19 protein-coding genes are annotated in these 19,794 nt (G+C 68.7%); 10 read left to right on the top strand and 9 right to left on the bottom strand.

Annotated elements, in window-relative coordinates; translation table 11 throughout:
* Positions 1 to 137: 137 nt before the first annotated feature.
* Positions 138 to 1,289: an XRE family transcriptional regulator gene (locus ACFY2X_RS32760; protein WP_389946096.1), complete on the bottom strand. Its 1,152-nt coding sequence runs from the start codon at positions 1,287 to 1,289 to the stop codon at positions 138 to 140.
* Positions 1,290 to 1,589: 300 nt separating this feature from the next.
* Here ACFY2X_RS32760 and ACFY2X_RS32765 point away from each other — a divergent pair, with 300 nt between their 5' ends.
* The 6 genes from ACFY2X_RS32765 (at position 1,590) to ACFY2X_RS32790 (ending at position 5,818) form a co-directional block, all read left to right on the top strand.
* The gene (locus ACFY2X_RS32765) at positions 1,590 to 1,766 is read left to right on the top strand and encodes a hypothetical protein (RefSeq protein ID WP_389946099.1); all 177 of its coding nucleotides are present in this window, start codon (positions 1,590 to 1,592) and stop codon (positions 1,764 to 1,766) included.
* Positions 1,763 to 2,176 carry a hypothetical protein gene (locus ACFY2X_RS32770; RefSeq protein ID WP_389946102.1) on the top strand — a complete coding sequence of 138 codons (414 nt, stop codon included), beginning with the start codon at positions 1,763 to 1,765 and terminating at the stop codon, positions 2,174 to 2,176. Before ACFY2X_RS32765 ends, ACFY2X_RS32770 begins: the two co-directional genes overlap by 4 nt.
* A gap of 80 nt (positions 2,177 to 2,256) precedes the next feature.
* Entirely contained in the window at positions 2,257 to 2,481 is a 225-nt protein-coding gene (locus ACFY2X_RS32775; protein WP_389946104.1) for a hypothetical protein, read from the top strand.
* Positions 2,482 to 2,777: 296 nt separating this feature from the next.
* Complete coding sequence (locus ACFY2X_RS32780; RefSeq protein ID WP_389946107.1) at positions 2,778 to 4,313, top strand: MFS transporter; 1,536 nt, start codon at positions 2,778 to 2,780, stop codon at positions 4,311 to 4,313.
* A gap of 147 nt (positions 4,314 to 4,460) precedes the next feature.
* Positions 4,461 to 5,099: an RraA family protein gene (locus ACFY2X_RS32785; RefSeq protein ID WP_389946110.1), complete on the top strand. Its 639-nt coding sequence runs from the start codon at positions 4,461 to 4,463 to the stop codon at positions 5,097 to 5,099.
* A gap of 170 nt (positions 5,100 to 5,269) precedes the next feature.
* Positions 5,270 to 5,818 (top strand): GNAT family N-acetyltransferase, encoded by a 549-nt coding sequence (locus ACFY2X_RS32790; protein ID WP_389946113.1) that lies wholly within the window; start codon positions 5,270 to 5,272, stop codon positions 5,816 to 5,818.
* A gap of 231 nt (positions 5,819 to 6,049) precedes the next feature.
* Here ACFY2X_RS32790 and ACFY2X_RS32795 read toward each other — a convergent pair whose 3' ends face one another.
* The 6 genes from ACFY2X_RS32795 to ACFY2X_RS32820 form a co-directional block, all read right to left on the bottom strand.
* A complete protein-coding gene (locus ACFY2X_RS32795; protein WP_326822967.1) occupies positions 6,050 to 6,427 on the bottom strand; it encodes a GntR family transcriptional regulator in 378 nt (125 codons plus the stop codon).
* Positions 6,424 to 7,233 carry a hypothetical protein gene (locus ACFY2X_RS32800; RefSeq protein WP_389946117.1) on the bottom strand — a complete coding sequence of 270 codons (810 nt, stop codon included), beginning with the start codon at positions 7,231 to 7,233 and terminating at the stop codon, positions 6,424 to 6,426. Before ACFY2X_RS32800 ends, ACFY2X_RS32795 begins: the two co-directional genes overlap by 4 nt.
* Before the next feature lie 317 nt (positions 7,234 to 7,550).
* On the bottom strand, positions 7,551 to 9,212 hold the full coding sequence (locus tag ACFY2X_RS32805; protein WP_389946120.1) for a DUF6350 family protein: 1,662 nt from the start codon (positions 9,210 to 9,212) through the stop codon (positions 7,551 to 7,553).
* Positions 9,213 to 9,420: 208 nt separating this feature from the next.
* The gene (sucD, locus tag ACFY2X_RS32810; RefSeq protein WP_389946123.1) at positions 9,421 to 10,296 is read right to left on the bottom strand and encodes a succinate--CoA ligase subunit alpha; all 876 of its coding nucleotides are present in this window, start codon (positions 10,294 to 10,296) and stop codon (positions 9,421 to 9,423) included.
* A complete protein-coding gene (gene sucC / locus ACFY2X_RS32815; RefSeq protein WP_389946126.1) occupies positions 10,296 to 11,477 on the bottom strand; it encodes an ADP-forming succinate--CoA ligase subunit beta in 1,182 nt (393 codons plus the stop codon). Before sucC ends, sucD begins: the two co-directional genes overlap by 1 nt.
* A gap of 143 nt (positions 11,478 to 11,620) precedes the next feature.
* Positions 11,621 to 12,028 carry a cobalamin B12-binding domain-containing protein gene (locus ACFY2X_RS32820; protein WP_389946129.1) on the bottom strand — a complete coding sequence of 136 codons (408 nt, stop codon included), beginning with the start codon at positions 12,026 to 12,028 and terminating at the stop codon, positions 11,621 to 11,623.
* A gap of 334 nt (positions 12,029 to 12,362) precedes the next feature.
* Between ACFY2X_RS32820 and ACFY2X_RS32825 the strand changes: the two genes are divergently transcribed.
* From ACFY2X_RS32825 to ACFY2X_RS32835, 3 genes are all read left to right on the top strand, one after another.
* The gene (locus tag ACFY2X_RS32825) at positions 12,363 to 13,217 is read left to right on the top strand and encodes a hypothetical protein (protein ID WP_389946132.1); all 855 of its coding nucleotides are present in this window, start codon (positions 12,363 to 12,365) and stop codon (positions 13,215 to 13,217) included.
* A 243-nt stretch (positions 13,218 to 13,460) separates the two neighbouring features.
* Complete coding sequence (locus tag ACFY2X_RS32830; RefSeq protein WP_389946135.1) at positions 13,461 to 14,333, top strand: hypothetical protein; 873 nt, start codon at positions 13,461 to 13,463, stop codon at positions 14,331 to 14,333.
* A gap of 289 nt (positions 14,334 to 14,622) precedes the next feature.
* Entirely contained in the window at positions 14,623 to 15,513 is an 891-nt protein-coding gene (locus ACFY2X_RS32835; protein ID WP_389946138.1) for a hypothetical protein, read from the top strand.
* Between the two features lie 174 nt (positions 15,514 to 15,687).
* Here ACFY2X_RS32835 and pcrA read toward each other — a convergent pair whose 3' ends face one another.
* A complete protein-coding gene (pcrA, locus tag ACFY2X_RS32840; RefSeq protein ID WP_389946315.1) occupies positions 15,688 to 17,913 on the bottom strand; it encodes a DNA helicase PcrA in 2,226 nt (741 codons plus the stop codon).
* A gap of 157 nt (positions 17,914 to 18,070) precedes the next feature.
* On the opposite strand from pcrA, the gene ACFY2X_RS32845 reads away from it, so the two are divergent.
* The gene (locus tag ACFY2X_RS32845; protein WP_389946141.1) at positions 18,071 to 18,790 is read left to right on the top strand and encodes a PIG-L deacetylase family protein; all 720 of its coding nucleotides are present in this window, start codon (positions 18,071 to 18,073) and stop codon (positions 18,788 to 18,790) included.
* A gap of 162 nt (positions 18,791 to 18,952) precedes the next feature.
* Here the strand turns inward: ACFY2X_RS32845 and ACFY2X_RS32850 are convergent, their stop codons facing one another.
* Positions 18,953 to 19,723, bottom strand: coding sequence for a CPBP family intramembrane glutamic endopeptidase (locus ACFY2X_RS32850; protein ID WP_389946144.1), 771 nt, complete (start codon positions 19,721 to 19,723; stop codon positions 18,953 to 18,955).
* Between the last annotated feature and the right edge of the window lie 71 nt (positions 19,724 to 19,794).

Genomic DNA, 19,794 nt, shown 5'->3' on the forward strand with positions numbered 1-19,794 from the left:
GTCCCAAAGTCCGACCGACCTCGTTGCGCATTGTCGGTGTCACCTGAAACCAGGCGGGGCCTGGAAGCAGACGGTCAGAGCGAGTAGTACCCCCGTGAGGCGTCGGACCGAAGAGTTCACGCGAGACGTTCCGCCGGTCAGGCCGACATCGAAAGTGCCTCTTCGAGATCCCGCGCTCCCGGCGCGCGCATGCGGTCGAGCATCTTGACCACCTTCCGGAGATCCCGGACGGCGTAGGTGTTCACAGCCACAGCGTCGGGCGCGACACCGAGCGCTGTCTTCGTCGCCGCTTCGGCCTCGCCCGCGAGCGCGTGAGCACGCGCCAGGCATGCTCCGAACCACGCACGATCCCGCCGATAGGATTCGGGAAGTCCCGACAGCCCCCGTTCAAGAAACGGCACCGCGCGTCGGCCGTCGCCAAGCTCCAGCTCAGCCATGCCGCGCTGCATGAAAAACCAGCTCTCGCCGTAGAAGTACATCCACGGCGGCTCATCGTCCGGACGCTCGGCGGCGCTCTTGATGAGATCTTCGGCCTCTCCAAGCAGGGAGCGCGCGGCCTGCGCCTCGCCCATCTGTGCGTGCCCTCGGGCGGCCATCTGGGCGGCCATGCCTTGCACGCCAAGGGTCGTTCGGCCGTCGTGCCATCGAGACGCCTCGGCGAGCCGTACGCAGCGCTGGGGATCTCCGACACTCCACGCCAGATGAGCTCGCATGTTCAGCGTCGTGGAAGCCAGGGCGGCGTCCCCGGCCTCCAGTGCCCAGCCGTGGGAACGGTCGTACCAGGCGAGCGCGGCGGCCAGGTCGCCGGAGTCCTGGCACATCCAAGCGATGAACTGGGCGTATTGAGCGGCCATGCTCACCATTCGGTCGCCCGGTGTTCCGGACGCGCCCCGAGCGAGATCGGTGACGGTGGCGAGCTGGGCGCGGACCACGGGCATGAGGGGACGACTGCCCATCGTGTCCTCGGCCCGGCGATGCTCGGCAAGACACCGTTCCAGCCACTCGATCGTTTTCAGGTCCACGCGCCGAGGCTCGGCGATCACTCTTGTGATCCGTTCGTACAACTCCGGATCAGGCGTGAGAGACGGCAGAGCGAGAGCCGGGAGCGGCATGTCCGCCGAGCCGAACAGCTCGGCCTCGCTCAGCCCGAATACACGGCACAGCAGCGTCCGATATGGCTCATCGGGCTGGTTCTGCCCGGCCTCGTACGCCTTGATCCGTCGCACGACGGATTCCGGAGACGGTAGGTGGATGTGCTCCCCGGCTGCCTTGATGAGTTCACGAGCCATCTCGCGCTGACTCCACAGCCGATCATGCCGTTCGGTGCGTAACCGCAAAGCCCATCCAGGCAGGTCGTCAGCGGCCATGGGCGCACCTCCGAGAGATGGGGGATATCCGCCTATCCCCCAGTGTCCCCTGTCTGCACCTGTGCCGAGCAGGTTACGCAGAGTTTGGATAAGAGGAGTTGCACCAAGACGGGACCCGCAGGCGCTGTCACGCCGTACGGGTCCCTTGATCAGGAATCGAGGTCCTGACCCATGAAAGATGGTAGGGCTGCTACGTCCGAACCGGCCATCCCGGGATGGCGGGTGATCCTCAGTGACGGCGGGCGGTTCTGGGCCAGCCGCGTGAAGCCCTTCGACAGCTCGGTGCAGGGTTCGGGGCTGAACACCCCTCCCTTCCGCACGGTGGATGCCGATACCTTCACCGACCTTCAGATCAAAGTTGCCGAGCAGGAAAAAGCCACCCAGGCGGTGGTCTCATGATCCGGCTGCGTCCTTCCCGCGCTCCTGGACGGCACCGCACCGGCCTGCCTCGTACCGCTGTCCACCGTCGTCTGTGGGACGGCCCGGCTCGCACCGAAGCCGAACGGCTGGACCAGGTATGGCCGGATTGGACCGTCCTGTACGGCGCGCATTCGCGTCTCTTCTATGCCATCGCGGCCTGGCCGGCACCCGAGCCGGTGATCGTCCAGGCGGCCACCTCCGAAGGCCTCGAAGCCCTGATGCATGAAGCGGCCATGACCTGGGCCGTCCCCCACCAGGCATTCGCCACCGGGGTGAGCGTCCTGGTCTCCCTTGAGCAGGCGCGGCGGCAGCCCCACTTCCCAGGCACCCGCTGCCGCACCGTAGTTCCCGTACTGGACCCGCGTCACCCTTACCGGAACGTGTCGTGACGATCCGGAGCAGAAAAGTCGCCCCAATCTCATGGCCGTGCCCGGACCTGTCACCTCACCCACTCCCGTTCACCGCAGGCGTGGTCTCGTTGTCATGGCAACGCTATGCGCCAGGCGACGTCCGCAAGGTGCTGGCCTACACCTGCGCGTGCCGATCCACGGTCTACGAGCTGTGCGGTCTCGGCGGACGAGTGATCGTGCGCCGCATGATCCGGCATCTGGGCACGACGGACTACGCCGGGCCGTGGCTGCGCCGTGAAGGCGAGATGTGGTGGCAGCGGCTACTGAGCGGGCAGGCGCGGTAGCCGTACCTGTCGAAGTGGAGGAACCACACAAGCCGCAAACCAGAACCCGGCCTGCGGTGGGCGCAGCGGGGAGCGCGAGGGGCGCAGCCCCTCGTTTCGGGGGGTCGAAGGGGGCGACAGCCCCCTGGGAAACGCTGCCCTCGCAAGGGACGCGCGAAGCGCGCCGAATCGGGAGGACCTTGGGCGTGAAAGTCGAGGGCCGCTGACCTCGTCTTTGATCCCGGCAGGGCAGTCTATCGATATCAAGTATCTTGACATCGAGAATATATCCGGGCAGGCTACCCTCCGATCTCTTGATGTCGAGATATATCCGGGGGCGGGCGATGCGGCGTGGCGCGGAGGGCGGGGAGGTCCCGAGGGGCGGACAGGGCCTGATAGCGCAGCTGCGCAATCCGCCGGGCGGCCGCAATGCACGGATCATGCTGCTCGCGCTGGCCCTGGACCGGACCGGCTCAGGGTTGTGGGCCTCGTCCTCGGTCCTGTATTTCACCTTCGTGACGCACCTGAGCGTCCAGCAGGTCGGTGTGCTCCTGGGTGTGGCCGGGGTGGCGGGCATCATCGGTTCGCCGCTGGCCGGACATCTGGCCGGCCGCTTCCCGGTGCGCTCGCTGCTGATCGGCTGCCACCTGCTCCGCCTGGTGGCTCTCAGCCTGCTACTGGTGTGTACCGGTTTCGACGCCCTGCTCCCCATCGTCGCCGTCACCTACCTGGGCGACCGGGCGGCGAAAACGCTGGAGATGCTGTTCGCCACCCGGACGGCGGGTGAGCGGCGCGCGGCCTATCAGGCTCTGTCGCGCAGCGCTTCCAACGCGGGCTACGGTCTCGGCGCGGGGATCGCGGCCATCGGTTTGGCCGTGGGAACCCACGGCGCCTACACGGCCCTGATCCTGGGCGACGCGCTGTCGTTCGTCGTCGCGGCGGCGCTGGTGTGGCGCACCCGGGAACCGCGGGACAACAGCGTCGTCGAGGTGGCGCGGCCCGACGATACGGCGGCCGGGGCCACGGCCGGGAATCAGCCGGCCGCCCGTCAGGCGAACCCCTGGCGGGACCGCGGCTATCTCCGGTTCGTGCTGCTGGACATCCTGATGAACATCGACGACTCGATCCTCAATGTCGGCCTGCCGCTGTGGCTGGTGAATCACACCTCGGCGCCGCACGCCCTCGTCCCGGCCTTCCTGGTCATCAATACCGTGATGGTCGTCGTGCTGCAGATGAGCGTGTCGGCGAGGACAGAGGGGCCGCGCCTGGCCGCACGGGCGGTGCTGCTGTACGGAATTCTGATGTTCGTGTGCTGCACGGTCGTGGCAGCCGCCACCCGAGGCGGGACCTGGGCGGCCACGGTTGTTCTGCTCGCCGCGGCGTTGCTGGTCACCCTGGCGGAGCTGATGCGTTCGGTGAGTTCGTGGGAGCTGGCGGTCTTGCTCGCGCCCCAGGATGCCCGTGCTTCGTATCTGGGAGTGGCCGGGATGTCTTCGTCCGTCCAGAAGTTCGCCGGGCCGCCGCTGCTGACCGGCGTGGTGATGGCCGCCGGGCCGGCGGGGTGGATTGCGCTGGGAGCGGTGGTCGCGGGGCTTTCGGTCGTGCAATGGAGTGCCTGTTCGCGGCGGCTCCGGATGCTTTCGCCGCCCCGGCCCGAGGAAACCGCTTCCTCCCCACCCCGGCCCAAGGAGACCGTCTCTTCCCCACCCCGGCCGAAGGGGACCGGCCACCCCTCGCCCCGATCACTCGCGGATCGTGGGCGACGAGAGGATCGTGTTGCCGACGGCGACGCCGGAACCACCTGGGATCACGATGTCCACGGCTCGGGAAAGGATCCGATCGTCCGCAGATAGAGCCCGAGACGTCGGGAGGCCCACCTCTCGGACCAGGAGAGCGGAAGATCATCCTGGCACCGGGCGGCGAGCCGGATTCCCGGAACATCGAAGCGACCGTGACAGGCCCCGTTCTTCGCACAAGGGGCGCCCGAACGAAGGAGGAACATGAACGACGTCACCGGATTCGAGAACCTTTCCCCGACCACCCTCGCCGACCTTCTGGGGCGCGAACAGGTCATGGACATCGGCATTCGCCCGCTGTGGCCCTCGATCCGGCGAGTCGCCGGTCCGGCGTTCACCGTACGGTGTCCTCCGGGTGACAACCTCATGCTCCACGCGGCCATCTATCGCGCGGAGCCCGGCTCGATCATCGTCGTCGAGGCGGGTGACGTGGACTACGCGGTCGCCGGGGGAAACGTTTGTGCCGTCGCTCAACGTCGAGGGATCGCGGCGTTCGTGGTCGACGGGGTGATCCGTGACCTCGCCGAGGTGCGCGAGATGGGCTTTCCCGTCTTCGCCAGGGGAGTCATCCCCATTCCGGGGACCAAGGCGGCCGTTGGGCCGCTCAATGGCCAGGTGCGGTGCGGCGGAGTGAACGTGAGTGCCGGCGATATCGTGGTGGCCGACGAAGAGGGCATCGTGGTCACTCCCCGTGCCCGCCAGGAGCAGGTGTTTCTCGACGCCTGGACGAAGCTGGCCAAGGAGTCCGGCGAGTCCCTCGACGCGTGGGAGAGGGCGCATCGCACCCGCATCAACAAGATCCTGAGCGAAAACGGCTTCGAAGACCCATACGGCAACCCCTGATCGATCTCTTCGTAGGGTGCGGGCCGCGTCCAACGGCTCAGGTGATGCATCACCGCATAGCGGATTGCGGCGAATGAGGCACGGCGTGTCTGTCTGCGAACTCGGCAGAGAGCACCAGTCAGGATGGTCTTGGTTTGCCGCCGGACCGCCCGCTCCGATAGGAAGCCTGCATGCTGAGAGGTAACAAGGTCGGGCTCAGGGCCCGGCACGAGGACGACATTCCGATCCTGCGGGCCGAGCTCTACGACGACGTGGTCAACTCCTCGCGGGCCGAAAGCGGTCCGTGGCGGCCGATCACGCCAGGCTCGAAGGATCGGCGGCTCGTGGTGGACGACACGGAGCAAGGGCACGTCCCGTTCTCGGTCGTGGAGCTGGAGGGCGGCACGCTGGTCGGCACCGCGACGCTGTGGGGCATCGACAACCACAACCGGTCCGCGCACATCGGGTTGGGGCTGCTGCCGTCTTCCCGCGGTAAGGGCTACGGCACCGACGTGGTCGCGGTGCTGTGCCACTACGGTTTCGTCGTGCGCGGCCTGCAGCGGCTGCAGATCGAGACGCTGTCGGACAACGCCGCAATGCTGCGCTCGGCCGAGCGTAACGGTTTCGTCCACGAGGGCGTGCTGCGCTCCTCGGCCTGGGTGATGGGCGAGTTCTTGGACGAGGTGCTGCTCGGGCTCCTCGTCCAGGACTGGAAGCCGGCCTCGAAGGCCTATCCCTGATCTTCGCGTTCGGGACTTCGTGAACATGTCGAGCTGTGGCCAGGTGTAGCTGGTCGGCTCCCCATTCGGGTCGGCGTCACCGAAGGAGAGCGATCCGGCCAAGCCGCCGCCGAGCGACGCCTCGATCTAAGCGCCCGGTTGGGCACCGCGCTCTCGGCTCGCTCGACGGTGCATGAGGAGACAATGCCGGCGTCGTGTGCCCGGCGACGCGACCCCGCGGCCGGGTCGCGGTCATGACGAGGCCGGTGCTGCCGCGCCGGACGTCAGAGCCGCCTGCACGATGCGGATTGCCTCGCCCGCGTCGATGCCGACGCTGGCGATCACGGCCGCGTAGTCGGCGGCGGCCCGGCGGGCCCGCTCCCGGCCCTCCTCGCCGGCGGCCGACACGAACGAGCCCGCCCGCCCGCGCGTCTCGATCAGCCCCGCCTCCTCCAGCTCCCGGTAGGCCCGGCCGACCGTGTTGACGGCCAGGCCGAGGTCGGCCGCGAGGTGGCGGATGGTCGGCAGCCGGGCGCCCACGGCCAGCGTGCGGTCCTGGATCTGCCGGGCGAGCTGGGCCCGCAGCTGCTCGAACGGCGGCACCGGCGAGGCCGCGTCGATGACGATCATCGGACGCTCATGGCCCGCCGGGCCACCGTCGCGCTCGATGGCGTCCTGGCATGGAGCGCGACGCACGCGACCAAGCCCAGGATCAGGTAGGCGACCGCAGCGGCGCTCCACCAGCCGGGCGCGGTGCCGAACAGCAGCACCATGGGCAGCGACCACTGCACGTTGGGCGTGGTGAGATCGCGGGCGTCCTCAACGCGCATGATGACGTCAGCGGTCAGCGACTTCTCGTCCTCCGCCACCACCGGGTGCCTGAGCAGGTGGCGCAGTTGCATGACGATGATGGCTGTCACGCCGAGCAGGCCGATCAGCAGGATGACTGCCAGCTGCCGCACGGTGGGGTCGGGAACGGCCAGGGCGCTCCCGGCCAGCACCACCCCACCGGCGAACGTGGCGACCGCGAAGACGGCGTACGGCTGGCCGAGCACGGCCCGCCAGCCGGGCTGAATCAGATGGGCGGCCCTGCGGGACAGCGTCGCGCCCGCCCGCTGGTCGACGCGTCGCACCCACCAGTCGAGCAGCGACTGTGCCAGCAGCAGCCCGGCCACCAGCACGGTCAGGGCCAGCAGCGGCAGCGGGCGATGCGGCGGGAAGCCTCCGAGGGCCGCGGCGAGCGCGCTCGCGAGGATCAGCACGGCCAGGATGATCTGAGCGGCGAGGCGGGCGCGTCTGCGGACCGCCAGCCGACTGGCCAGCAGCGGGGTCGGGCGAGCGCCGGCCAGGTCGTGCTGGGCCAGCCACTCGCCCGCCAGCCGCAGATCGGCCGCACGCGCCGGCGGCCCGGCGTCCGGTAACGGTTCACGGGTCATAGCGCCTCCTTTGTCGCAAGCTTTGTAGCAACATGGTGCGTCATACCTTGCGACAAAGTCAACGCCCCGCAGGCTCTCGTCGTCCCGGTGGCGCGAGCCCCGGCTCAGCGGCGGCCGCCCGGTCGGCCATGGCCCCGATCACTACAAGCAGCGCAACACCGTGGAACGCTGCATCAACCGGATCAACCAGTGGCGTGGCCTGGCCTTCCGCTTCGACAAGACCCCCGACCGCCACCTCGCCCGCCTGTGTCTACGCGGAGCCGTCTTGTGGATCCGAAGCCTTCAACCCGCCTGAAGATCCGAAATCCGTACAGACCCTAGTCGCGGTCCCATGCGTAGGGGTCCAGATAGATCACGTGGCCGCCCTTGTCATCGGACTCGTCGACGATGTCACGACGGGGCGGGCGCGGCGGCTCGCGGCGTTCGGCCTTCGGGGAGGTCTCCGCCGCCGCCGAGGCGTGTTCGTCCTCCCAGTCGTCCCTGATGACCGGGATCGGCTGGGTGTCGCACTCGGTGGCGTCCAGCCAGTGACCGGGAAGCGCGCGGGACTCCTCCGGCTCGGCGAAGCCGACCTTGCTCGCCACCGACCCCGCCGCCTTGGCGAACTTGGCGCCCGCCTTGCGAACCGGCGCGGTGGCCGTGCCGACCTTGGCCGCGGCCTTGGTCACCGCCGTGTTCTGTCCCCGGAAGATCAGCCACCAGTTGGCCAGTCCCGCCGAGATGCCCGCGGCGACGCCGACTTCCAACGCCACCGAGAGCATGACCTCCCAGGCCGCGGGTCCCACCGAGGAGAGTCTCGCCCCGCCGAGCGAACCGCCGGACAGCGCCGCCAGCAACCCGGCCACCGCGCCTGTCGTCAGCCCGCAGACAAGCCCCCACAGCGGCGCGCCCTCGTACGACGGCGACGGCGCGACCCGGACTCCCAGGACACCGGCCACCGCTCCGGCCGCGAACGGCAGCGCGATCACCGCGATCACCCACGCCGGGGTGGGGCCCGACTCCGGCAGGGCTCCCAGGATCGGCAGGCTCGGCACGGTGCCGAGCTGGACCCCCGTCGGCGCCACCAGCGTGCCGGTGCCGACGGCGAAGCCTGGGCCGGCGATGTAGGCCATCCCCCAGATGGCCGCGTTGAGCAGATAGAGCCCCTGAACCAGCAGAAGCAGCAGGCCACCGACGAACCCGGGTGACAGGACGCCGGACAGTTCCTGGATCTGCCCGAAGTTCACCACGATGGCGCCGAGCACCAGGACGGCACCCGCCACGAGCATGATCGCCAGTGCCGCGGCCGAACTCACCACGACCGAGCGCACCCGCTCGGGCAGCAGGCGCAGCATCGACCGCCACGGCCCGATCGTCCTGGCGGTGGCCAGCGAACCCGCGAGGAAGGCCAGCACCAGGTGGCTGACCAGCGCGTCGCCGAGGAACGGCTGGGTGATCTCGTTCCGTGTGACCAGCGCGATCAGGCCCGCCAGCAGCGCGTACGGCGCGGCCAGCGAGATGCCCGCCTGGGCGACCAGCACCAGCTGGGCCCGGCGGCGGGCGTTGGCCTGCTCCTTGGGGCTGTTCTTGGGCAGCCGGGCGGGCAGCCGCAACCGCAGGTCCGCGTCCCGGGCCATCCAGATCCCGGCCCGGTACAGCAGGAAGGCCGGAAGCAGCGTCAGCCCGAGCGGAAGCAACCCGATCGACCCGCCGGGAATCGCGAACCCCGCGTGGTGGGCCGCCAGCCAGAGCTGCGCCGCGATGCGGAACACCCCCGGCAGGCCCGTGCCGAACGCTCCCTGGGGGGAGGCGATCCAGCCGACCAGGGTGAGGGTGGTGAGCACCGCCAGGCCCACACCGAGGGTCCAGGCGGCAGCGAGCATCCCGGAGACGGGAAGCGGCCGACGGACATCGTCGTCGTCACCCGTGACGCCGGGCAGGGGGATACGGCTGAGGACGTTACGGGGAGCCGTCCGGAGCTGATCGAGAAGGGCCGTCACAATAGTCGATGGTCTCAGGATCTTCGGCGTGGATGAGACTCCTTCGGCCCGCGTGTCGCATGCCGTACGAGAAGACTCCGGGCATGCCGTACGAGAAGGCCCCGGGCATGCCGCACGAGAAGGCCCCGGGCAATGAGAAAGGCGCCCGGTAGGACACATCGGGCGCCTTCTCTGCGAAGCCGGCGGGTCGTGTGACCCTTTCCGCAGGCTAGCGGGCCTGCATGATCTCGCGCATCAGGCGGGCGGTCTCGCTCGGGGTCTTGCCGACGCGGACGCCGACCTTCTCCAGAGCCTCCTTCTTCGCCTGGGCGGTGCCGGCCGAGCCGGACACGATCGCGCCCGCGTGGCCCATGGTCTTGCCCTCGGGGGCGGTGAAGCCCGCGACGTAGGCGACGACCGGCTTGGTCACGTGCTGCTCGATGTAGGCCGCGGCGCGCTCCTCGGCGTCGCCGCCGATCTCACCGATCATCACGATCGCGTCGGTGGCCGGGTCGTCCTGGAAGGCCTGGAGCGCGTCGATGTGCGTGGTGCCGATGACCGGGTCGCCACCGATACCGACGGCGGTGGAGAAGCCGAAGTCACGCAGCTCGTACATGAGCTGGTAGGTGAGCGTTCCGGACTTCGACACCAGGCCGATGCGGCCGGCGGTGGTGATGTCGGCCGGGATGATGCCGGCGTTGGAGGCGCCGGGCGAGGCGATGCCGGGGCAGTTCGGCCCGATGATGCGGGTCTTGTTACCCTTGGCGACCGCGTAGGCCCAGAACTCGGTGGTGTCGTGGACCGGGACACCCTCGGTGATCACCACGCACAGCGGGATCTCCGCGTCGATGGCCTCCTTGACGGCGTCCTTGGTGAACGCCGGGGGCACGAAGACGACCGACACGTCGGCGCCCGTCTCCCGGATGGCCTCCACGACGGTGCCGAAGACCGGCAGGCCCTCGTGAACGGTGCCGGCCTTGCGGGCGTTGACGCCGCCGACGACGCGGGCGCCGGAGGCGAGCATGCGGCGGGTGTGCTTGGTGCCCTCACCGCCGGTCATACCCTGAACGATGATCTTGCTGTTCTCGGTCAGCCAGATAGCCATTACGCACCTACCGCGGCGAGTTCGGCGGCACGCTTGGCCGCGTCGTCCATCGTGTCCACCAGCTCGACGCCGGGAAGCTTGGCGTCGGAGAGAATCTGCCGTCCGAGTTCGGCGTTGTTGCCGTCCAGCCGGACGACCAGCGGACGGCTCACGGCCTCGCCGCGGCTCTCCAGCAGCTGGAAGGCGGAGACGATGCCGTTGGCCACCGCGTCACAGGCGGTGATGCCGCCGAAGACGTTGACGAAGATCGACCTCACGGACGGGTCGGAGATGATGATCTCCAGGCCGGCGGCCATGACCTCGGCCGAGGCGCCACCGCCGATGTCGAGGAAGTTGGCCGGCTTGGGCTGGCCGGGGAAGGCCTCGCCCGCGTAGGCGACGACGTCGAGGGTCGACATGACCAGGCCCGCGCCGTTGCCGATGATGCCGACGTTGCCGTCGAGCTTGACGTAGTTGAGGTCCTTGGCCTTGGCCGCCGCCTCAAGCGGGTCCTCGGCGGCCTTGTCCGCGTAGGCCTCGTGCTCGGGCTGGCGGAAGGAGGCGTTGTCGTCGAGGGTGACCTTGCCGTCGAGGGCCTTCACCTGGCCGTCGGCGGACAGGATCATCGGGTTGACCTCGACCAGGGAGGCGTCCTCGTCGACGAAGGCCGCCCAGAGCTTCTCGATGAGCTCGGCGGCGCCGTCGAGGGCGACCTCGGGCAGGCCACCGGCGACCGCGATCTCCCGCGCCTTGGCGCGGTCGACGCCGTCCAGCGGCGAGACCGGGACCTTGGCGACCTTCTCCGGGGTGCTGTGAGCGACCTCTTCGATGTCCATGCCGCCCGCGGCGGAGCAGATGGCGAGGAAGGTGCGGTTCGCGCGGTCGAGCAGGAAGGAGAAGTAGTACTCCTCCGCGATCGCGCTGGCTTCTTCGATCAGGACCTTGTGGACCGTGTGGCCCTTGATGTCCATGCCGAGGATCTGGGTGGCCTTCTGCTCGGCGTCGGCGGCGTCGTCGGCGACCTTCACGCCACCGGCCTTGCCACGACCACCGGTCTTCACCTGGGCCTTGACGACGACACGGCCGGTCAGCTGCTCGGCTGCCGCGCGTGCCTCCTCCACGGTGTGCGCGACGATACCGCGCGGCACCGGGATGCCGTACTCCGCGAAGAGCTCCTTCGCCTGATGTTCGAACAGGTCCACGAGGGTCCGTCCTTGCTTGTCCGGCTTGTGTACAGATGTCGGCGGGCCGGCTCCACGATCTGAGGGGGGCCCGGCGGTTTTGCGCCAATGAAGCCTAGCCCCCCAAGGGGCATGACCAGGTAACTGGGTCCTTAACTGGCCCCTCAGACGCGGGCGGGAATCGCGCTTCGCACCCATTCGACGATCTCCTGGGTGGTCGCGCCGGGGGTGAAAACACGGGCGACGCCCATTTCCTGGAGTGCCGGCATGTCGTCCTCCGGGATGATTCCGCCGCCGAACACCACGATGTCGCTCGCGTCGTTCTCCTTCAGCAGCTCCAGCACCTTGGCGAAGAGCGTCATGTGCGCGCCGGACAGGATGGACAGGCCGACCGCCGCGGCGTCCTCCTGGATGGCGGTGCGCACGATCTGCTCGGGCGTCTGGTGCAGGCCGGTGTAGACGACCTCCATCCCGGCATCCCGCAGCGCCCGCGCCACGATTTTCACACCCCGGTCGTGACCGTCCAGCCCGGGCTTGGCGATGACGACGCGGATCCTCGACACGGCATCCATCCAGACCTCCTTGTCTGCGCCCCATTCACAACGTAGGAGCTGTCCGCAGCGTAACCGGCCCTGGTCCGTCGAATCTCACGGGCCATCGCAAACCACATTACAACGGTGATCATTACCTGAAAGGACGTCCTTTCTTCACTCCCTTCTCATCCAAAGGACAGCCCTCGGTTTCACCGGCTCGGCGATCTCCCTTTCCTCCCGCCCCATCCGGTACGGCCTGCCGTACGGCTCACGCACGCGCAATCCGGGGACGCGAGTTGTTGGCCCACGCCATAGCCACGACCTCGGCGGTTGGCTAGCTTGGCGGATCTTGACTCCTGGGGAGGGGAAGCCGATGAGACGGTGGGCCACTGTGGTCGCGGCGGCGCTGGTCGCCTCGGTATTACCGGTGGGAGTGGCGCAGGCGGCGCCGCCGTCTCCCGTGACGAAGCTGAGGCAGCAGTTCGGCGAGCACGTGGGGCTGCGGATCTCCGACCTCGGGCGGGTCTACAAGGACGGCAAGCCGGTCGTCACCATCTGGCGCAGGGGGAAGGTGGAGTTCGGCGCGGCCGGGGTGTACGCCACGGACACCGTGGGGCGGACGGAGCTGGGGAGAGGAGCCGTGAAAGAGCTGGAGAACCAGCTCGGGCAGCGGCTCGGCTCGACCCGGGTGATCTGCTTCCCGAACGAGGCATATCTATCCGGACCGGGCTACGAGACGTGGCTGCCGGAGGGCAAGACCTGGCTCGGCCTGATCGGCCCGGCGAACATCAAGCAGACGGCGGCGTTGCCGCAGATCGTGAACATCTTCGAGCCCGCCACTCTGGGCACCCTGCTGTCGCACGCCGTGGTCAGGAAGAGGGGCTCGTACGGAACGTACCTGCAGGGTGCCGTCACGCTGCGCACCCTCTACCGGGTCTCGCCCTCGCTCCGTGACCGGCTCGCCGGGCCGCCCAAGGGCAGGAGCGGCAGGATCCCGGTGGGCTTCCGGCTCTGGCTGGACCGCTCGAACCTGGCCCGCCGCCTGAGCACCACCTGGAAGCAGCCCCTGCCCGGCACGCCGAGACGCTACACGACCACGGTCGTGCACACCCGCTACACCGGCTGGGGCTCGCCCGTCACCCTCACCCCGCCGCCCCCGGAGGACACCGCCGACGCCGGCCGCGTCGGCGCCGACTTCCCCAGGCCCACCGCTCTGCCGATCGGCTGAACGGCCCGCCTTCGGGAAGGCGGATCGAGGCGAACATGACAGCCGGTAATGGAATGAAAGCGATAACCGACCTTCGATTAAGCCGGACAACGGATCTCCGAGGTCGCGAAGAGATCTCTGCACGAAATGTGCACGATTAATTCAAAGCACATCCCGGTTATGAGATTTCATCGTGATCTTCCTCCACGAGAATGCCTTGGTCCCTCCCACACGGGGTGGAGGGACCATCAGGAGGAATTTCCGTTGAAACGATACGTCGCCGGCCTGGCATGCGCCGCGGCAGCCGTGCTGAGCGCCCCCGCGCTCGCCTCGACCGCACACGCCCAGACCGCCGATCCGGTCACCGTGCTGAAGAGCCAGTTCGGCAACGGCCGCGGTGTGACTTTCGTCGACAAGACGAAGATCCAGAGCAAGGGCGAAAGTGCCATTGTCGCGGATCGCAAGGGCACTCTCCATTTCGGCGCCTCCGGGATCGCGGCGTCGGACCAGACAGGAAAGCTCCGGCTCCCGAAGGGCATGTTCCCCTCCGATTCCGATGAGGAAGACGAGGAATCCAAGGGCTGGGCCGGGCTGGGCAAGCCCGAGCGAGTCATTCGCGTCAAGCAGGGTGCTTTCATCTCCGGCGGCTTCTTGGGCGAATACATCCCGGCGGACAAGACCTGGGTCAAGTCGCCCGGAGACTCTCTCGGTCTGGTCGGTGCACTCAGCCAGAAGGTCAACGTCGCCGAGCCCGCGACGCTCGGGGCGCTGCTGGCGCACGCCACCACCAAGCGTCCGGGGTTCTACGCCGGAAAGATCACCTACGGCGAGCTGCGCAAGATCTCACCGTGGTTCCGTGCCTCCACGTCTCTCCTGGGGGAATCCAGCGGAGAAGACAAGGGCACGATCACCTGGAAGCTCTACCTCAACGCCGGCCAGCTCCCCGAGCGGCTGGTGACCAGCGAGGTCGAGGCTTCCAGCGAGCGGGACAAGACGGCGACCATCGTCGACACCCGCTACAGCGGCTGGGGCTCCAAGGTGACGACGATCAAGGCGCCCGCGCCCGAAGAGATCGCCACGTTCGACGAGCTGGACAAGGGCGCGAAGGACGAGGTGCCGATCCCGCTCGGCAAGTAACCGTCCTTCGCCGGCCGACCGGCGCCGGCTCCGCTCAACCGGGACCGGCTCCGCCCGGCCGGGGCTGACTTTGCTCAACGGCACTGACTCCGATCGACCGGTGCCGGCTCCGCCCGGCCGATCACGGCGAGACGATCATGATCGGGGTCGTCCCCAACCCACGCCCGGCAGGCATCGCCTGCCGGGCGTGGTCGTTTGATCAATTTTTGCCCGACATGTTGTGAATTGAGCAAGAATCTCCGTGATCCCTTCGCGACGACGCGAGGGCCCGTACAGGAGGACCCCCTACATGAGGCGAATGATCGCCACCCTGACCGGCGCGGCCGCGGCGGCGCTGATCGTTCCCGCGCTCGTGACCGCCGCCCCGGCGAGCGCCCAGAGCGCCCCGGCCGACCCGGTGTCCGCGCTGAAGGGCCAGCTCAAGGCCCACCACGGCGTGAAGCTCGCCGAGAGCTCCAAGCTCATCGGCGACGGCAAGAATCAGCGCGCCATCTTCTCCCGGCGCAACGGCGTGCTGGAGTTCGGTAAGCCGGGTGTGGTCGCGTCCGACCTGACCAGCACGTTCAGCCTGCCCGGGGCCGAAAAGGAGCTGAAGGACCTGTTCGCCCCCTCCCGCACGATCACGGTGAAGGACACCTCCTACACCTCGGGCGGGTTCTACGGCGACGCCCTTCCCGAAGGCAGGAAGTGGGTGCGCACCCCGAGCGACCTGACCACCGCGGGCAACCCCGGGCAGCAGATGGTCAACCCGCTCGAACCCGGCACGCTGAAGGCGGTCCTGGCCCACACCACGGCCAAGCGCCCCGGCGGAACGTGGGATGGCGTCAAGACCGTCGTCCACTCGGGCACGATCACCCTGGGCGAGCTGTACAAGGTCTCCCCCACGGTCCGCGCGGCCCTCGGCGCGAAGCCCTCGGCCAAGTCCGCCCCGCTCCCGGTGAACTGGCAGTTCTACATCGGCTCCGACCAGCTCGTACGGCGGGCCGTCTCCTCCTACACCCAGTCCCTGCGCGGCCTCGTCAGCGTGGACATCACCTACCTCAACGACAGCCGCTACACCAGCTGGGGTGTGAAGTCCGCCATCAAGGCCCCGCCCGCCAGCCAGGTCGCCGACATCAAGGACCTGGACCTCGACCAGGAGCAGACCGAGGACCCCTACATCCGGGTCTTCAAGGACTGACGGTCCTCAAGGACATCGGGTCCTCAAGGGCTGACCTGAAGAAGTGACAGGTCCTTCCGAAGCGCTTCCGCTCCGGAGACGGCCCGTGAGAAGGCCCGGCGAGCCAAGGCTCGCCGGGCCTTCTCCGTCAGAGCTCCGACCTGCCAGAGCTTCCGGCCAGGCTCCCCAGCGCCGTCAGAGCTTCTCCAGCCTCGCGTAGGCCAGCAGCAGGGTCTTCTCCCCTTCGCTGCCGAAGTCGACCTTTGCCCTGGTCTTCTCGGCCACGCCGTCCACCGACAGGACCGTACCCAGGCCGAACTGGTCGTGGGTGACCCGGTCGCCGGGGGTCAGGTTGGGGATCTGCCGTCCGCCGGCCTTCTTCGCGGGGGCCGGGCGGGACTCGCGGCGGGAACCGGCGGCGCTCCAGGCGTTCTTCCCCGGGTCGCTGCGCCAGTCGACCAGGTCGGTCGGGATCTCGGAGACGAAGCGAGAGGCCGGGTTGAACGCGGGCGCCCCCCAGGAGCTGCGGACGGCCGCTCTGGAGACATAGAGACGCTGCTCGGCCCGGGTGATGCCGACGTAGGCCAGGCGGCGCTCCTCCTCCAGCTCCTTGGGCTCGCCCAACGAGCGCATGTGCGGGAAGACACCGTCTTCCATGCCCGTGAGGAACACCACCGGGAACTCCAGGCCCTTGGCCGTGTGCAGGGTCATCAGGGTGACCACGCCCTGGCCGCCGTCGTCCGCCGGTATCTGGTCGGCATCGGCCACCAGCGAGATCTGCTCCAGGAACTCCACGAGCGTGCCCTCGGGGTTGGCCTCCTCGAACTCCGAGGCCACCGAGATCATCTCGTCCAGGTTCTCCAGGCGGCTTTCGTCCTGTGGGTCTCCGGAGGCCGACAGCTCCGCCCGGTAACCGGTGCTGACCAGCACCTCCTGAGCCAGCTCCGACGGCGGCATGGTCTCGGCCTTGACGATCAGATCGTCCAGCAGGGCGACGAACTCCTTGATCGCGTTGAGTGACCGGGTCGCCATGCCCGGCGCCTCGTCCGCCCGGCGGAGCGCCTCCCAGAACGGGATCCGCTCGCGGGACGCGAACGCCTCCACCATCGCCTCCGCCCGGTCACCGATGCCGCGCTTGGGCACGTTGAGGATGCGGCGCAGCGACACCACGTCGCCCGGGTTGGACAGCACCCGCAGGTAAGCCAGCAGGTCGCGGACCTCCTTGCGCTCGTAGAAGCGCACCCCGCCGACCACCTTGTAGGGCAGGCCGGTCCGGATGAAGATCTCCTCGAACACACGGGAGGCCGCGTTGGTCCGGTAGAACACGGCCACCTGACCCGGCACGATCTTCTCGTCGTCGGCGAGCTTGTCGACCTCCTGCGCGACGAACATGGCCTCGTCGTGCTCGTTGTCGGCGACATATCCAATGATCTTCGGCCCGGCGCCCTGGTCGGACCAGAGGTTCTTGGGCTTGCGGCTCTCGTTACGCGAGATCACCGCGTTGGCGGCGCTCAGGATCGTCTGGGTGGAGCGATAGTTCTGCTCCAGCAGGATCGTCTTGGCGTCCGGGTAGTCGCGCTCGAACTCCAGAATGTTGCGGATCGTCGCGCCACGGAAGGCATAGATCGACTGGTCGGCGTCGCCCACCACGCAGAGCTCGGCCGGGGCGACCTCGCCCTCCCTGACCAGGTCGCCCTCGGCGGTGCGCAGCTCGGGACGGCCGACGATCTCACGGATCAAGGTGTATTGGGCGTGGTTGGTGTCCTGGTATTCGTCCACCATGACGTGCCGCCAGCGGCGCCGGTAGTGCTCGGCCACGTCGGGGAAGATCTGGAACAGCGTGACCGTCAGCATGATGAGGTCGTCGAAGTCCATCGCGCCGGCCTCGGTCAGCTTCTGCTGGTAGCTCCGGTAGGCCTGGGCGAGCGTGCGCTCCAGGTGGCTGGAGGCCTTCTCCGCCGCCGTCTCGTAGTCGATCAGCTCGTTCTTGAAGTTGCTGACCTGGGCGGAGAAGGAGCGCGGCGGGTAGCGCTTGGGGTCGAGGTCCATCTCCCGGCAGACCATCGCCATCAGCCGCTGGGAGTCGGCCTGGTCATAGATGGAGAAGCTCGTGGGAAAGCCCAGGCGCTTGGCCTCGCGGCGCAGGATCCGCACGCACGCGCTGTGGAAGGTCATCACCCACATCGCGGCCGAGCGCGGGCCGATGAGCTTGTCGACCCGCTCCTTCATCTCGCGCGCGGCCTTGTTCGTGAAGGTGATCGCCAGGATCTCCTGCGGCTGCACGCCCCGCTCGCCCAGCAGGTAGGCGATGCGGTGGGTCAGCACCCGTGTCTTGCCCGAACCGGCACCCGCGACGATGAGCAACGGGCTGCCCTGGTGGACGACGGCCTCACGCTGCTGGGGGTTGAGCCCGTCGAGCAACGGGTGGGTCAGGGAAGCGGATGGAGTCGGCACCTCCCTAGGTTATGGCGCCCCACCGACAACCGGGTCCAACCGCGGAGAGGAATGCCGACGGACATGCCGTCGGTTGTGAAAGTTCATCAATGACAAAAGATGAATGAAATCAGAAGGACTTTGCATGTTGTCTGAGAACGAGATCAATCGGGTACTCACGGTGACCGCGCACCCGGATGACGTCGACTTCGCCGCGGCGGGATCGATCGCGCGGTTCGTCGACCGGGGCGTCGAGGTGGTCTACTGCGTCGTCACCGACGGCGACGCGGGCGGTTTCGATCGCGAGCTGGACAACGGGGGCATGGCGGAGCTGCGCCGTACCGAGCAGACCAACGCCGCCAAGGCCGTCGGGGTGACCGATCTGCGCTTCCTCGGCTACCACGACGGGACCGTGGTGGAGAGCCTGGACCTGCGGCGCGACATCGCCCGGGTCATCCGCCAGGTACGGCCCGACCTTGTAATCACCCACACGCCGGAGCGGAACTACAGGTTCGTCGCCCCCAGCCACCCCGACCACCGCGCGGTCGGCGGCTCCACGCTCGACGCCGTCTACCCCGACGCGCGCAACCCCTACGCCTTCCCCGAACTCCTGCAGCAGGAGGGCCTTGAGGCATGGACGGTCCGGGAGGTCTGGCTCGCCGGCGGAATGACCCCCAATCACCACGTCGACGTCACCGACACCTTCGAGCGCAAGATCGCCGCGCTGCACGCCCATGTGAGCCAGACCAGCCACATGGAGGGTTTCGATGACTTCCTCCGGGGACGGTTCTCCCAGCTGGCCGTCGACGCGGGCTTCGGCGAGGGGCGCTACGCCGAGGCGTTCCAGCGGGTTCCCACCGCCTGAACCTCGCCTGAGCCCCGCCGGAGCCCCGCAGGAGACGGCTTTCCACCCAGCCGGGAAGAGCCCTCAGGCCCTCCCCCGGTTGGGTGTGGTGGCCGGTGCCGCCGACGGCGATGTTCCCGCCGGACGCTCCCGGCCGCCTGACCTCCGGAGAGCGGCGACGGGTCAGCCCGCGCGGCCGGACCTCTCAGGTTCTTCGGGGGCGAGACGGGCGAACATGTAGCCCAGCGAGTTGGTCGCGACGTGCAGCAGTGCCGGCGCGGCCAGGCCTCCCCTGCGGCGCAGCTCGCAGAAGAACATCCCGGCGCACCCTGTCGCGACCACCGACCCGGTCACCACCCGTGACACCTCCCAGCCGTCCCGTCCGGACGGTCTTCCCGGCAGGTCCGGCCCGGCTTCCAGGTCGTCGGCGGGTGCCGCCGCCAGGCGGCTCAGCGCGGGGTTGGCGGCCATCATGTCGATGGAGGGAAGCACGTGCCACAGGCCGAACAGGATCGAGGAGACGGCGGTGGCCGCGGCGCTCCCGTGGGAGCGGGCGAGAAGACCGTGAAGCACCCCTCGGAAGCCGACCTCCTCCAGCAGGACCGTGCCGACCGGCACCTGGAGCAGAGCCTCCTCAAACACCCGGGCGCGCGAGAGCGACAGCGCCCGCTCGTCCCGGAAGAAGCGGCGAGTGGCCGGGACGGCGATCCCCGCGCCGTAGACCCCGGCGACGGCCGAGGCGAGGACCCCGCCGATCCGCAGACCGCGCGAACGTTGGTGGAAGCCCAGCTCGGCCCAGGAAAGCCCGGAGCGCCGGGCCAGGGCGAGGAGCGCACCGGTGGCGGCGGCCGAGGTCATCGGGGCCATGCGCGGCGCGATCCGGTTGTTGAGCACGTTGGCCGCCACCAGCACGGCCAACGCCCCCGCGAGCGTGACGCGCCGCTCCGTGGTCATGGTCGCCCCTCTCCACCCCGGACAGGGCGCTTCGCCCTCACCGGCCTGGGTTCGAGGCTATGCGAGAAGGG

Source organism: Streptosporangium sp. NPDC000396 (assembly GCF_042898655.1).
Classification (GTDB): Bacteria; Actinomycetota; Actinomycetes; order Streptosporangiales; family Streptosporangiaceae; genus Streptosporangium.